The organism is Paenisporosarcina macmurdoensis (assembly GCF_042658845.1).
Taxonomy (GTDB): Bacteria; Bacillota; Bacilli; order Bacillales_A; family Planococcaceae; genus Paenisporosarcina; species Paenisporosarcina macmurdoensis.
This window is the reverse complement of sequence record NZ_JBHSRI010000020.1, coordinates 12,996-26,952: the sequence shown is the minus strand read 5'-3', so window position 1 is coordinate 26,952 and position 13,957 is coordinate 12,996. Positions and strand designations below refer to the sequence as shown.

Annotated in this window: 12 protein-coding genes and 1 pseudogene; 10 read left to right on the top strand and 3 right to left on the bottom strand. The window is 38.1% G+C overall.

Translation table 11 applies throughout. The features are described 5' to 3' along the window. The first annotated feature begins 225 nt into the window (after positions 1–225). The 9 genes from ACFPYN_RS12915 to ACFPYN_RS12875 all read left to right on the top strand — a co-directional run bounded on the left by ACFPYN_RS12915 (position 226) and on the right by ACFPYN_RS12875 (position 9,069). Positions 226–750, top strand: coding sequence for a YehS family protein (locus tag ACFPYN_RS12915; protein WP_377734734.1), 525 nt, complete (start codon positions 226–228; stop codon positions 748–750). Positions 751–1,197: 447 nt separating this feature from the next. Further along, complete coding sequence (locus ACFPYN_RS12910; protein WP_377734733.1) at positions 1,198–1,914, top strand: thermonuclease family protein; 717 nt, start codon at positions 1,198–1,200, stop codon at positions 1,912–1,914. A 181-nt stretch (positions 1,915–2,095) separates the two neighbouring features. Beyond that, a complete protein-coding gene (locus ACFPYN_RS12905) occupies positions 2,096–3,907 on the top strand; it encodes a LysM peptidoglycan-binding domain-containing protein (protein ID WP_377734731.1) in 1,812 nt (603 codons plus the stop codon). Between the two features lie 248 nt (positions 3,908–4,155). Then, a complete protein-coding gene (locus ACFPYN_RS12900; RefSeq protein ID WP_377734730.1) occupies positions 4,156–4,869 on the top strand; it encodes an EcsC family protein in 714 nt (237 codons plus the stop codon). Positions 4,870–4,886: 17 nt separating this feature from the next. Beyond that, a complete protein-coding gene (locus tag ACFPYN_RS12895; protein ID WP_377734729.1) occupies positions 4,887–5,687 on the top strand; it encodes a DUF4097 family beta strand repeat-containing protein in 801 nt (266 codons plus the stop codon). A gap of 308 nt (positions 5,688–5,995) precedes the next feature. Next, entirely contained in the window at positions 5,996–6,283 is a 288-nt protein-coding gene (locus tag ACFPYN_RS12890; RefSeq protein WP_377734728.1) for a DUF1292 domain-containing protein, read from the top strand. Between the two features lie 166 nt (positions 6,284–6,449). After that, the gene (locus ACFPYN_RS12885; RefSeq protein WP_377734727.1) at positions 6,450–7,595 is read left to right on the top strand and encodes a cation:proton antiporter; all 1,146 of its coding nucleotides are present in this window, start codon (positions 6,450–6,452) and stop codon (positions 7,593–7,595) included. A gap of 363 nt (positions 7,596–7,958) precedes the next feature. Beyond that, on the top strand, positions 7,959–8,552 hold the full coding sequence (locus tag ACFPYN_RS12880) for a bifunctional transcriptional activator/DNA repair enzyme AdaA (RefSeq protein WP_377734725.1): 594 nt from the start codon (positions 7,959–7,961) through the stop codon (positions 8,550–8,552). Further along, positions 8,539–9,069: a methylated-DNA--[protein]-cysteine S-methyltransferase gene (locus ACFPYN_RS12875; protein ID WP_377734724.1), complete on the top strand. Its 531-nt coding sequence runs from the start codon at positions 8,539–8,541 to the stop codon at positions 9,067–9,069. Before ACFPYN_RS12880 ends, ACFPYN_RS12875 begins: the two co-directional genes overlap by 14 nt. A gap of 65 nt (positions 9,070–9,134) precedes the next feature. On the opposite strand, the gene ACFPYN_RS12870 is transcribed toward ACFPYN_RS12875, so the two are convergent. After that, the gene (locus ACFPYN_RS12870) at positions 9,135–10,604 is read right to left on the bottom strand and encodes an aldehyde dehydrogenase family protein (protein ID WP_377734721.1); all 1,470 of its coding nucleotides are present in this window, start codon (positions 10,602–10,604) and stop codon (positions 9,135–9,137) included. 395 nt (positions 10,605–10,999) lie between these two features. Between ACFPYN_RS12870 and ACFPYN_RS12865 the strand changes: the two are divergent. Then, positions 11,000–11,209: pseudogene (locus ACFPYN_RS12865) on the top strand (endonuclease/exonuclease/phosphatase family protein); the annotation flags it as partial. A 439-nt stretch (positions 11,210–11,648) separates the two neighbouring features. Here the strand turns inward: ACFPYN_RS12865 and ACFPYN_RS12860 are convergent. Together ACFPYN_RS12860 and ACFPYN_RS12855 are read right to left on the bottom strand one after the other, a co-directional pair. After that, entirely contained in the window at positions 11,649–12,725 is a 1,077-nt protein-coding gene (locus ACFPYN_RS12860) for an alanine/ornithine racemase family PLP-dependent enzyme (RefSeq protein ID WP_377734720.1), read from the bottom strand. Further along, positions 12,722–13,810 carry a DUF1611 domain-containing protein gene (locus ACFPYN_RS12855; RefSeq protein WP_377734719.1) on the bottom strand — a complete coding sequence of 363 codons (1,089 nt, stop codon included), beginning with the start codon at positions 13,808–13,810 and terminating at the stop codon, positions 12,722–12,724. Before ACFPYN_RS12855 ends, ACFPYN_RS12860 begins: the two co-directional genes overlap by 4 nt. Between the last annotated feature and the right edge of the window lie 147 nt (positions 13,811–13,957).

The following is a 13,957-nucleotide window of genomic DNA, read 5'->3' as shown; positions in this document are numbered from 1 at the left end:
TGCTGTCATATGAGGATAAATGTATATTGTTATGATAAGGCTAAGAAATGAATGCATTTGTAGAGCAGTCGATTTAATATTAATTTTATGTGCTATTATTAGGGTTGAATAATTACTATAAACACACAAATGCGTAATAAATTAAAACTGCTCAAGTAATACCTTTTTCTTCGTTAAGAAGAACTTGAGGCTGTGTAAATAGGCAATGTTATAGGAGGTTTATTGATGGATAATAATGATTTATTAATTAGATTAAGATATGCTCTAGATATTAAAAATAAAGATATGATAGAGATATTTAAACTGGGTGGCATTGAAGTAACAAAAGAAGAAGTGCTATTGATACTTACGAAAACAAATGATGGTTACCATGATGAAGCTGACAGTATTGATGGTGATATAGTTGAACATGAAGAGAATATAAAATGTGATAATATCATGTTGGAGTCGTTTTTAAATGGCCTGATTATCTCTAAAAGAGGAAAACAAGATCCCAAGCCTGGACAACCTGAAAGATCGGCATATTCTAAAACTGAACGAGTTAACAATATCCTTCTGAAGAAAGTGAAAATAGCACTGGCATTAACAAGTGAGGACATACTTGATATTTTAGAAACTGCAGGAGTCTTTATAACAAAAGGCGAATTAAGTGCTTTTTTAAGAAAAGAAGGACATAAGAATTATAAAGAGTGCGGAGATCAGAACACTAGAAATTTCTTAAAAGGATTAGCAATAAAATATAGGAAGTAAGGAACCAACGGCATGATGTAATCTAAACTGCCCGTTCCTGAAAGCCTCGCAGTTCTTTAATATATTGTAATCAAAAAGACTACTTCTCATGAAAATGGGAGGTAGTCTTTTTTTATTTCTAAATGTACAAGAATGAAGAAAATGCCGAACCTACAATAGTGAAAAATAGATACTTATGCAAATATTAAAACTATGTTACAATTAGCCCAAATGTTTTAATTTTATCCAAATATTAGAATATTTTATATGTCGAATGGCATATTAGTAAAGGTTAAAGCTCGTTTTCTAAAAGGAATTAAATCAAGCATATGAGAAAAAAAAGAAGCTTTATTAGCTGTGTGGAAAGTTTAATAAGGGTGGAGACTATTCTTATAAAGATTACTTCATTACCGAATCCAAATTAAGAGGAGAATTTATCTGTTTAAATCGAAACTTTTCAAGGCCATATTGGCATCGTTACTTGCTGTAACTGTATTTTTCGGTTCAGTATCACCGCTTTCACCAATAGATGAATCTTCAATAGTTCAAGCGGCAGCAAAACCACCAGCAACTGCGTTTAAATCTAAGGTGACTGATGTGGTTGACGGTGACACAATCAAATTAATATATAAAGGACGTAAAGAAACGGTTCGTTTCATTCTTATTGACACTCCTGAAACGAAAAAACCTAATACATGCGTTCAATTATTCGGACCTGAAGCATCTGCTTATACAAAGAAAGTGTTACTTAATAAAGAGGTTAAAGTTGAATTAGGAGTCGATACTCGAGATCAGTATGGCCGACTTCTTGCTTACATCTATATTAAAGATGTGATGTTTAACAAGACATTACTTGAAAAAGGTCTGGCTCGAGTTGCAATCTATAAACCAAACACTAAATATCTTAAAGAATTACAAGCTGTAGAAAAAGTAGCTAAAGGGAAAAAAGCAGGAATCTGGTCAAGTGTTAATGCAAGAAATGGTGGTTGTGCACCGAAAGTAGCGACAGCACCAAAGCCAGCTATTACCAAGCCAGCACCTAAGCCCACTACACCAGCAAAAGCAGAAGTCTTTAAGAACTGTACTGAATTACGCAAGAAATATCCAAGTGGTGTTGCAAAAGGACACGCTGCCTATCAATCAAAAATGGATCGTGATAAAGACAACTGGGCATGTGAAAGATAAATCTCTTGCAGTTCTTTACTAAATTATAAGCAAAAAGACTACATCTCATGAAAATGGGAGGTAGTCTTTTTTTGAATTTACGGATTTAATGATTTCGGCATGCATTATCTACTTCTTCCTGCGATAAGTTAAGTATTCGGTAAAAAACGAAAGTAGATGTAAATGATATTGGAGGTAAGAGATGCAAATTTTTTATACCGTCCGTCCAGGGGATACGCTGTATCAGATAGCAAAGAGATGGGAGCTACCGGTTGAGTCCCTTATTGCTGCGAATAATTTGGAAACACCCTACACGATTTACGTAGGTCAGCAACTTTCCGTTCCTCCTGGTGTCGATGTCATCCGTGTAAGGGCAGGAGATACCGTTTTTACTATTGCTCAATTTTTCGGCGTTCCACAATCCGCTATTATCGAAGCAAACAAGCTTGATCCTCCCTATATCATACAAGCGGGTCAACTGTTGAAAGTCCCTCTAGGTAGCCCATACTATATTGTTCAACCCGGGGACACATTATTTAAAATCGCATCTCAATTTAATGTAAAAACAAGTGGACAAAGTAATCCTGAACTAATCAGGGAAGTGAACCTCCTACCATCGGCTACCATTTTCCCGGGTATGAAGTTAATCATTCCATATGCTCCTCCCGGGGATCAAGGTTTAATTGCCTATATATCCAACGTAGGGGGAGATTATGATCTATGGTTGTATAACCCTAGTAATGGTGAGAATCTACAATTCACAACCGGTTTAGGAGAATCCTTTTCAATTCCCTTTTGGTCACCAGACAGTACAAGAATCGCCTTTGTAGGAAAAGATGAAATTCTCTATGTCCTCCAGTTATCTGAAGGTGGAATTAGCCGTATTGATCAGTTTAGTGAAGGCTTAGGCAATTATGTAAGTTGGTCACCGGACAGTCAAATACTAACTTATACGAAAAAGAATGATGTAATTCTGTACAATATCAATACACATCAATTTCAAAAAATAAACCAACCTGGTGCAACAGATGTCCAGTGGTTTCCGAGCGGGACAGAATTGCTTTTTCAAGCGCCCGACGCATCAGGAATTAGTCAGCTATACCGTATTCAAACCGATGGAACAAATAAACAACAAATAACTCAAAACACGGGAAGTCGTTTTAATGATGCTCGTCTTTCTCCAAATGGATCCTACGTACTTTACACAACTCCTGGTGCGAGCATCTCCATTATTTACACATTAGAAATTTCAACGGGGCGTATTTTTGAAGTAAGGGGTGGCCCTCTTGCTAAAAACTATTTTCCAGTATGGTCTCCTAATTCCTCTACTATTGCTTACAGTGCTACTGCTTTTGAAGAAGTTGGATATTTCTCTCTAATTAAAACAACTGGTCGACGAGGGAAAAACGACCTGACGAGAGCTATATCAAATTGTTTTGCCACTCCTGTAACATGGTCACCAGATGGCAGGAAAATTGCCTATCTTTCAGACTGTACCAATGGAACGGCTAGTGAAATATGGATGATTGACATCTTGCATCCTGTACCGATTCGATTAAGAGAAGTTGCCTTCATTACGTCTTTGCAATGGTCCCCTAGTGCAATTGTTCCTATGAAGAAAACCTATACCAGCACTGTCTATAACGTTCAATTTCAATACCCTTCAAACTGGCAAAGGAAGACAGACGAAAGATATGAAGGTCTCGATGGCTTCTTTCAAGTTTCAGCGATTTCCTCAGATGAAACGATTAACGAAGTATGTCTCAATGAAGCTTACCACGGGCTTCATCCTTACGGTTCCGCACCTCGCATCATCAAAGCACAAATCCAACAACAAGATGCATGTTTTATTTTCCCTTCAGCGGACCAACCACCAGAAATGGAAGATCAAGCTGCTCTAATTATCAGGTATCCACAACCTATTCAAATTGGAGATAGTACGTACAATTATTTTATCTTGTGGGTATCCCAAAACCATCTGACTGAAATAAGTTCTACCCTTATTTTTCTATGATTTTAGCAACACAAATTCAAATTAAAGAAGGACTTTATCAGCTTAGCCATCTGAAAAAGTCCTTCTTTTCTATATTTTGCATCATATGCTTTAACGGGGGAGTATATTTTCCTTTCAAGTAGAAACTTTGGTTACTACGTCTCAAGTCTTAGATGTAAACACCTCCTAGGTCCATTTGAATAATTTACTCAATGGCTATACTTAAAGTAACGAAGGAAATGATTGTTTGTACAGAAAGGGTAGAAAATATGGTTGATTATACGATGAAAGTAGAACAAGAACTGCTGGTTTGGAAGCAGAAAATGACAAGACAATCAGGACTACTAAGTCGTGTGTCAAAGAATGCACAGACGAGGATAAATGGTCTTCTTCCAGAAAAGTTTCATAAAGTGATGACGGAAAGCATTAAAAACATGGTGAAAGCCACGCTCGCAGGTTCAAAATTCACGACGAAAAAACGATCATCACAGAAATTAAGTCTCTTTGAGAGAGACGAACTATTTAAGGAAAAGCTTTCTACCTTCAGAAAGACGGCAACGATTGAAGGTGCTGGAACAGGTGCAGGGGGCATACTGCTTGGCATCGCTGATTTTCCATTGCTATTATCCATCAAAATGAAATTTCTGTTTGAAGCCGCTGCTGTGTATGGATTTGATACGGATGATACCGAAGAAAGACTCTTCATCCTGCACATATTTCTATTGGCCTTCTCAAGCGAGGAAAAACGAAAAGAGACATTATTTATCATTGAAAACTGGGAGCAACAAAAAGCCCTGGTCGCCGATATGGACTGGCGGGAATTTCAACAGGAATATCGGGATTACATTGATTTAGTGAAAATGTTCCAAATGCTACCTGGAATTGGCGCAGTGGTTGGTGCGTTTGCCAATTACAATCTGTTAGACCAACTCGGAGAAAGCGCAATGAATTCATACAGATTGCGTTTATTGCATGCCAAATAAAAGGGAGCTGATACAAAATGATGTTTAAAAACAAACTAGTTATTTCATTCTTGGTATTGCTAGTAATAGCAGGTGGAATCACGTTTATGTTCAAAACAATGGATGTCTTTGCACAGAACGACAATAAGAAAAAAGTAGTTGAAGATTCTTCATTCACGAACATTGAAGTTTCTACAAACAATGCCGAGGTCGTCATTGTACCGACCAAAAGTTCAGATGCAACTGTTGAATATGAAGGTGCTAGTACAAAGGCAAAATACAATTTTGAGGTAGATGTAAAAGGAGATACACTTTCCGTGCATTTGAAACAGAAACGCCGAATTTTCTTTTGGTTTGGATTCCATTCACGTGACTTGAAATTGATCGTCAACGTTCCAGAAAAACAATATGAAAACATCCAGGTAAAGAGTAACAATGGGCTTATCAATGTAGAAAATCTACAAGCCGAAATGGTTTTATTAGAGACAGACAATGGCAAAATCTTACTGAAAAAGGTTGTAGCCAACTCGGTTACTGTTGAAACTGATAACGGTAAAATCGTATTGGACCATGTCGAAGGTAAAATCAAAGGAACTACGGATAATGGACAAATCTCCGTGCTAACAAATAAATTAGAATGGCCGATTGATTTAGCAACAGACAACGGCAGTATCGAGATGAAAACTGAATCTGAACCGGCAAATGCGACCATAGATTCGGAATCGGATAACGGCAAAATCATCATATTTGGTAATGAGATTAAGCGTTCAACTTACGGTGAAGGTAAACATTTAATTAAGTTACGGACAGATAATGGTTCAATTACAGTAACGAAATAAAGACGAACGAAATGAATTGATTTTTTAATGAAGCTAAGATGTAATTAGAAAACCATCATTCTAGAAAAGAGTCAAACCTTGATAATATAAGGTTTGACTCTTTTAATTCTAGGGTAAAAAGGTAGATACTCTGTAAAATTGAATAATGAATGAAAATAACAATGTATGAAATACTAGAAGCAACAGTAAAGTGTTATAATTACTCATTCTGTTTGTATGAGAAATCACTTATCGTGACTGTATAGACACGTTAAGAAGTAAATGAACTTGAAAACTAACGTAATAAAGTATTGAAAGGGGAATGTAAAATGGAAAAAGTAGAAGTGGGTAACATATTTGTATTATTGGATGAGAACGAACAGGAACAAGAGATTGAGGTTCTAGGAACTTTAACAATCGATGAAGTTGAATACGCTGCTGTTGGATTTGCTGAAGAAACTCAAGATGAATCAAAAGAAGATATCGATGTTTTCTTCTTACGAGTGGAAGACGGCGATGAATTATCTGTAATTGAAACAGATGAGGAATTTGATAGAATTTCTGCGGCGTTTAAAGAAGCTCAAGAAGCTCAAGAACATGCAGAAGAAGAAGAGTAAATAAACGGTCGATAGAGGATTGGAACGTTTTCTTTTACGAACAATACGATAAAATTATGACCATCAAATTGATGGTCATTTTTATGTGATAAGATCGATAAGTAAGAGCGATTTAGGGTAAGTAAAGGATATATTCAACTTGTTACAGAAGGGATGTGAGTCGAGAATGAATTTGCCACTGGCGATAGGGTTAATCCTGTTTGCATTGTTTGTTGCGGCTTTTGTTGGAATTAAATTGCTACGTATACCAGACATCGTGATTTTTATTTTATTGGGTGCTGCATTATCCTTTACAAATTACTTTGGAGACACGGATGTATTTAAGGTAGCAGGAGAAATCGGATTAATTGTACTGTTCTTCTTATTAGGTATGAAGTTTACGTTCAAAGAGCTCGGTAAAAAAGGCAAGAAAGTCTGGAAAGCCAGTGTGCTCGACGTCGTTCTCGGTTTGGGTGTTACCTTTGCGATCGCTATGTTCTTTGGTCATGACCTATTTACCTCGCTGTTAATTGGGGGTTTGGTATATGCTACTAGCTCATCTATTACGGTTAAGTTGCTAGAACATAAAAACAAACTCGACAATAAGGAATCTGGGTTCATTTTGTCCTTGTTGATATTCGAAGACCTGATTGCGCCTATTTTAATTACGGTATTAATAGGCTTAAGTGGAGATGGCTTCTCGGGAATGGATTTTGTATTTGTTTTCCTGAAAATCGCACTGCTTGTATTAGGTGCTCTTGTTATCGGTAAAGTGTTGTTCAAAAAAGTTCATCATCTGATTAACCGTTTTCTCGAAGAAGATTATTTCGTGTTGTTTGTACTCGGTGTCGCGATCACATATGGCGGATTTGCGCTATTTTTGGGATTATCAGAAGTAATCGGCGCGTTCCTAGCAGGTATCATGCTTGCGGAAACGAGTTTTAAAGACAAAGTTCAAGAAGTGGCAATGCCCGTGAGGAATTTATTTTTGCCCTTCTTCTTTTTAAACTTTGGACTGACATTGGAATTCACAAAAGAAGTACCAGCATTTGGATTGCTAATTGTCGTTGTGATTTGGTCAGTTTTTGCCAAATTAATTGTCGGTTATTTTGGTGGGCGATGGTACGGTTTGGACAAGCGGGAGTCGTTTGAAAGTGGACTAGCACTTACACCTAGAGGTGAGTTCTCCGTTATTATTGCGGCATTAGCAACCGGTGTCGTGCAAATTTTTGCAGGGATGTACATATTAATCGCTGCCCTGCTAGGCATGGTACTATTTCAAATGGCCCCGAAAATTAGTCGGAAATTAATGGGTGACAAAAAAGAAGAATAACGCTTCATACGATTAAACCCAACTGTTTGTGAGTTGGGTTTTTCTTTACTGAAATTGGAGGCATTGGTTATTGTCCACTCATTGTGGTTTATCGTCCACTCATCGTGCTTGATTGCCCACTCGTTGTGCTTCATCGTCCACTTAACTTGGTTTGTTGTCCACTCATCGTCCTCTGTCGTCCATTCGCTTGGAGGAGGACACTATTCCTCCCTAGAAAGACATCATTTCTGGCATATTCATTATTACTAACTAATAATTTCTCAAGTTCACCACATTAAATTTCGTTATCTTGCTTTTGCGTTCCAAATACCATCTGCTGAGTATGTGAAGCGGGTATACTTATAGTAGATAAGAGGTGAGTCCATGCACAAGGATGATCAACAATTTACATCTATATCAGACGAGCAATGGCAGGCAATTACGCACAATGATGCATCGTACGATCCTATCTTTATTTACGCGGTAAAGTCGACGGGTATTTTTTGTAGACCTTCTTGTAAATCGAGACTACCGAATAAAACCAATGTCTTTATTTACAAGAATGCACAACAAGCATTAACACAAGGATTTAGGTCGTGTAAACGCTGTAAACCAGAGGGGTTACATGTACCTGATGAAGACTGGGTTGTGCAAATTGCCGACTATATAGACAGCCACTATTCACAACCATTGACGCTAGAGGTACTTGCGGATATGTGCCATGGAAGTCCTTATCATTTACAACGAACGTTTAAGCGAATCAAGGGCATAACACCTGTCGAATATATTCAAAATGTGAGAATCGACTATGCGAAAGACCATTTGAAGGCTACTGATAAGTCGATTGGAGAAATCGGTCAACGAATAGGATTCCCGAATGCACCTTATTTCATCACCCTTTTTAAGAAAAAAACAGGGTATACACCTTTGCAATATAGAAAATCACTCTTGGAGGTATCAGAAGATGGAAGAGAGTAATGGGAGGTTCATTTATTGGACTCGATTGGAACATGAACAATGGAATATGTGTATCGCTGCGACAGCACAAGGACTTTGTTATGTAGGATCGCAAAACAAAGGATTTGAAGAACTTGAAAACTGGGCGAAAAAACGTCTACCGATTTACGATTTAGTTGAAAATGCTGAAAACATGAAATCTTATAAGGATGAGTTAATTGATTATGTATCAGGTAAACGCAAGAACTTCTCTGAACCTGTCGACCTCCATGGAACCCCATTTCAAAAGGAAGTTTGGAAAGCCTTACAAGAAATTCCTTACGGTCAAACGGTATCGTACACAGATATTGCGGTCCGTGTTCAAAAACCTGGATCAGTTCGTGCTGTTGGTACTGCTATCGGGGCAAATCCAGTGTTAATAACGGTTCCTTGTCATCGCGTCCTTGCAAAGAGCGGGAAACTGGCTGGCTACCGTGGCGGACTCGAAATGAAAGAACAACTATTGGCATTGGAACTCACAAAAGAGATTTCCAAGTAAGATCATACACTGTCTCCATAGAAAAACCAGCCTCTGTAGTAAAGGCTGGTTTCTTAATCATAACTTTATTTTAGTTGATTAATAAATGGTCCATAGTCACGACGGATATGTTGTACCGACAACCATTTTAACGTAGTAAATTCTTCGAGCACCCATTCACCATTGAAGCGGCCAAGGCCAGAGTCTTTTTCGCCGCCAAAAGGCATATGTGCTTCATCGTTTACGGATTGATCATTCACATGAATCATGCCTGTGTGTATTTTATGTGCAATCGATGTTCCTCGCTCAATATTAGAAGAGTGAACAGATCCGCTTAAGCCAAATGGGTAAATATTCGCCATTTCAATCGCTTCTTCTTCACTGTCAAACGGAATAAGGATGGCAACTGGACCGAAAATTTCATTTTCTGCAATAGGCATTGTATTCGTTACATCAGTTAACACAGTAGGGGCCAATACATTACCCTCAACAGTTCCACCTAGACGAATCTTAGCTCCTTGTTCAACACTTGTTTTTAAGTCGCCTAAAATACGCTCAACTTGGTCGTGATTAATTAGAGGACCAACGTTTGTATCTTTGTCGGCAGGATTGCCGTATTTAAGATTTTTAGCCATGTTAATAAATAACTCAGCAAACTCGTCATAAACTTCTTTGTGAACTAAGATCCGATTAATGGACATGCAAATTTGACCTTGATGATAGAACTTACCAAACAAAGCTGATTCAACCGCTTGCTCTATATTTGCATCATCCATTACAATAAAGACGTTATTTCCGCCCAACTCGAGAGCTGTTTTTTTCAGCCCTTTTCCAGCAAGTTCTCCGATATGTCTACCTACATCAGTTGAACCAGTAAACGAAATTAGGCGAGGCGTTTTGTGAGTGACAATTTCATCACCAATCTCAGAGCCGCGTCCCACAATGACATTCAACAACCCTTTTGGAAGACCCGCTGCTTCAAAAATGCTTGCGAATAACAAACCGCCTGTAACAGGTGTATCCGTTGCTGGTTTAATAACTACTGCATTTCCTGTGGCTATAGCAGGAGCTATCGAGCGAATGGCTAAGTGGAAAGGGAAGTTCCAAGGGCTAATAATTCCAATGACACCTAAGGGATTACGATATACTCTGTTTTCTTTGCCAGGTGTTTGAGAAGGCAGGATTTTTCCTTCCATGCGGAAAGGATAGGTCGTTGCTTCTTTTAAGATATTAATCGAGGCTCCGAATTCAGCACTTGCTTTCATAAAGGTACTACCAGCCTCTTTAATTAACCAGTCAATGATCAGCTCTTTATTTTCTTGCATGACAACTAGTGCTTTTTCCAATATGGCACGTTTATTCTGAGGGAGTTCTTTAGCCCATTCGTCCTGTGCTTGCTGTGCAGCTTTATAAGCTGAGTCTAAATCTTCTTTATTGGCAGATTGTATCGTAAAAAGCTCTTCTCCATTAAACGGATTTACATTGATTATTGATTTTTCACTATTTCCGTTCAACCATTTTCCATCTATATATATACGGGTAAAGTCAGTTTTCATTATTTTTCTCTCCTTTATTATTCACATTGCTGTTGTTAGGCCTGCTTAGGAATTAGGCCGATGTTTGATAACATCAGTTCCTAGACATCATTTAAAAAGTTTTATAAAGTTTTCGTACTTTAAACTTTACCCGTGGGTTATTAAAATAAACTAATGGCAGCACATTCAGATTGGTTTTACTGCTTCGGGAGAAGGTCCTCATGTCTGTTTGGCAAATGAGAACTAGTGGTTGATTGGAGTGAAAGGGCAGCGGGATTAGCATAAGCTGAAGACTCCACCCGTAACGGAAATCGAAGGAATTTTTTTTATAAAGTGCGTGTTCTTAACTGGTTTGATGAATTATGAAATTGACTCACATACATAAAATAAAGAATCAATTGAGGAGTAATAGATAAATGAAATTAGTTTCGTGGAGTGTGAATGGCATTAGAGCGTGTGTACAAAAAGGGTTTTTAGATTATTTTCAACAAGTGGATGCAGATATTTTTTGCCGGCAAGAGACAAAATTGCAAGCAGGTGAAATTGATTTATTATTAGAAGGCTATGAACAGTATTGGAAATATGCAGAAAAGAAAGGGTACTCAGGAACGGCCGTTTTTACAAAATAATCGCCGCTTTCCGTTAAATATGGCAGTTGGGGATGCTGATGGGTAAGCCCTAAATAAAAATGGGGATTTTGGGCAAAATCTTTCCGTAGAGGCTAGTGCTGCAGCGTTGCAGAAACATGGTAGTACTGGTGAATTCCATCTAACAAAAAGCGCCGATATTTGTAATAATCTTTATAAAGAAAATAGTTGATTGGAGTGAAAGGGTGGCGACTCCAGCGGGAATAGCATGAGCTGAAGACCCCGCAGGCAACAAGTTGTGGTTCCGCAACTTGTTTGCGACGAGTAACCGCAGGAGCAGATGTTTTTTGCTCGTCGAGGAGGGCTGAGCCCATGCCCGCGGAAAGCGTCCGACTGCAACGTAAATCAACCTCTACTATATAAAAAAAAGGAACTGCCCATAGTCATGTTTTATGACTTTAAGGACAGCTCCCAATAATTAAATGGTATCAATATACTGTTTATAAACATATGGAGAAGTCATTAAGGATAGAAGAGCACCATAGTTTAGGGTGAACGTCACTTCATCCCCAACTTCTAAATTATTTTCTTTTGCATCAATGACTGTGTGGTCGCTACTTGAACCAATAATATCAATATCCAATAATGGTTGTAGTCCGGTTACTAGTACATCTTGATTTCCGACTCCAAGAATTGCTCGCGTCATTTGTCCGCGGTCTTCGAATTCTGGAAAGATGCCGAAAGCATTTTGCCCTATTTCTCCGTAAGGTACAGATGGTTTTACTTTCAATTCAATCACTTCTGTAACGAAAGTGAAGGCATCCGTATATAATTCGGGAATTGCCATGCGGTTTAAGGTTTCACGTCCTAAATAAATGGATTCGCCCAAGCGTAAGTTGTTCACCCGTCCAACATCATCCGTGGTCATAAACCAATTATAATTGGCAGAGTTCCCTCCAGATACATAACAAAGAGCAAGCGAAAACTTCGTTTCAATATCGTTAGCCAGTGTTGATAAATCCTTCATTTTTTGTTCGTTTGGTTTAACGCCACCGAAACAAGCAAAGTTTACTCCAATTCCTACAATCTTGATACCGGCAAGGTTTAAAACCTTTTGAATAAACCCATCAAGGTTTTCAGGCATGATACCTTCTCTTAAATCGCCCATTTCAATCATCAGAATAATTTTATGAACAATATCCTTACTCAAAGCGACTTCAGATAATTTATAAATGACAGCAAGTTCTGTGTTAATGCTAATATCTGCATGTGTAATAACCGCTTCTACTTCACTTAAAGCCGGGGATCTTAATAAGACAAAGTTTGTTTTAATACCTGCATCTCGCATTTTCTGTAGGTTTAACAATTTTGAATCCGCGAGCATATGAATACCTTGCTCTAGTAAAACCGTTGCAATTTCTGGTGCACCGCAAACGGTTTTGGTCACGCCCATAAGCCCAATATGTTTAGAACCGTATAGTTCGACGAGCTTTGCTGCATTATAAGCGACTTTTGCAAGATTGATTTCAATCCTTGGTGTGACAGGCTGAATCAATTGACAACGACTAATTTCTCTTTGCTTCTTAAGGCTGGATAAGCCTCGAAAATACTTTCAATCAACTTGTCGCAGCCAAATTTAAGCGCATCAGTCGTTGGAAGTTGAAGATCAATTTCATAGTCTGAAATGGTTTTAACGAGTTCAGCATCCGTCATGTTTTCATGATTAATCGTGATCGCAATCACTTTAGATTTAGAGAAGTTTTCAATAAGTTCGATTTCACTTTGTACAGTAGGCATTTTCATATAACTAAAATCACCTAAAAATTCGCGTTTAGGAGCATGTTGAATAATGACGGCGCCAGGTCTTGAGCCTCTGATAATTCCACAAGAACTTATATACGCAGGATGACTTAACGCCCCTTGACCTTCCACGATAATGATATCGGGTTTATCGTTTTCATAAGCTTTCATCACTTGGTTTTCAATTTCACCCGTCATAAACTGAGAAGGAATAGCATCAATGGCAACCCCGTATTTCGCGCCTTGAATTAAACCAGTCTGTCCAGTTGCGATAAAAGCGACATTTAAACCTCTTTCTAGCAAAGCATCTTCGAGTAGAACTGCTGTTGTTCTTTTGCCTATTGCGCTATCCGTGCCCAGTACGGCGATCACGGGTGTAGTGATGTTTAAAATGCGTCCAGAAAAAAGATGCATATCCTTTTTCTGGGCAGGCTTTCTGACATCATGGATCGTCACATGATTGTTTTTAGCATGCTCTACAAATTTCACATCATCAGTAAAGAATTCATGTAGAGGGTTAACAATATTCATCCCATGTTCCATTGCTTGAAAAAGAAGATTTCTCTCATCTTCTTTCAGAAAAGCTTCAGAAGGTGCGATTCCATATATGAATTGATTTGGTACATGGTTTAGTTTTCCTAACGCTTGATCGAGGTTTTTGAAGATAGGAATGCCATTTTTCTTTCCTAATAGAAATTCACCCGCATCTTGTCCAACTTTCGTGCTATCAATTACGCCGAGAATTTCGAATTTCCGTGAACTTCTAACCAAGCCATTCGCTGTCTTTCCATCCATCGTTCCAAACTTGTTTTCACAATATACGATTGCCGTTTCTTTCATAAGGTGTTTTCCTCCCAAAATCAATTTTTACTACCGTATCTTTGAGTAAAAGCGTTTTTGCATTTCGGTCAAGGAAAAAAGCACCTGTCCCATCTAGAAAACAATTACAAGACTATAAATTGTTAAATATTTTCAGAATATACAAAA

Excerpts from the sequence above, each read along its gene's own strand:
- ACFPYN_RS12855 (WP_377734719.1), bottom strand. The coding sequence starts at position 13,810 with ATGAAAGAAACGGCAATCGTATATTGTGAAAACAAGTTTGGAACGATG.
- ACFPYN_RS12885 (WP_377734727.1), top strand. The coding sequence starts at position 6,450 with ATGAATTTGCCACTGGCGATAGGGTTAATCCTGTTTGCATTGTTTGTT.
- ACFPYN_RS12870 (WP_377734721.1), bottom strand. The coding sequence starts at position 10,604 with ATGAAAACTGACTTTACCCGTATATATATAGATGGAAAATGGTTGAAC.
- ACFPYN_RS12900 (WP_377734730.1), top strand. The coding sequence starts at position 4,156 with ATGGTTGATTATACGATGAAAGTAGAACAAGAACTGCTGGTTTGGAAG.
- ACFPYN_RS12880 (WP_377734725.1), top strand. The coding sequence starts at position 7,959 with ATGCACAAGGATGATCAACAATTTACATCTATATCAGACGAGCAATGG.
- ACFPYN_RS12915 (WP_377734734.1), top strand. The coding sequence starts at position 226 with ATGGATAATAATGATTTATTAATTAGATTAAGATATGCTCTAGATATT.
- ACFPYN_RS12905 (WP_377734731.1), top strand. The coding sequence starts at position 2,096 with ATGCAAATTTTTTATACCGTCCGTCCAGGGGATACGCTGTATCAGATA.
- ACFPYN_RS12875 (WP_377734724.1), top strand. The coding sequence starts at position 8,539 with ATGGAAGAGAGTAATGGGAGGTTCATTTATTGGACTCGATTGGAACAT.
- ACFPYN_RS12895 (WP_377734729.1), top strand. The coding sequence starts at position 4,887 with ATGATGTTTAAAAACAAACTAGTTATTTCATTCTTGGTATTGCTAGTA.
- ACFPYN_RS12890 (WP_377734728.1), top strand. The coding sequence starts at position 5,996 with ATGGAAAAAGTAGAAGTGGGTAACATATTTGTATTATTGGATGAGAAC.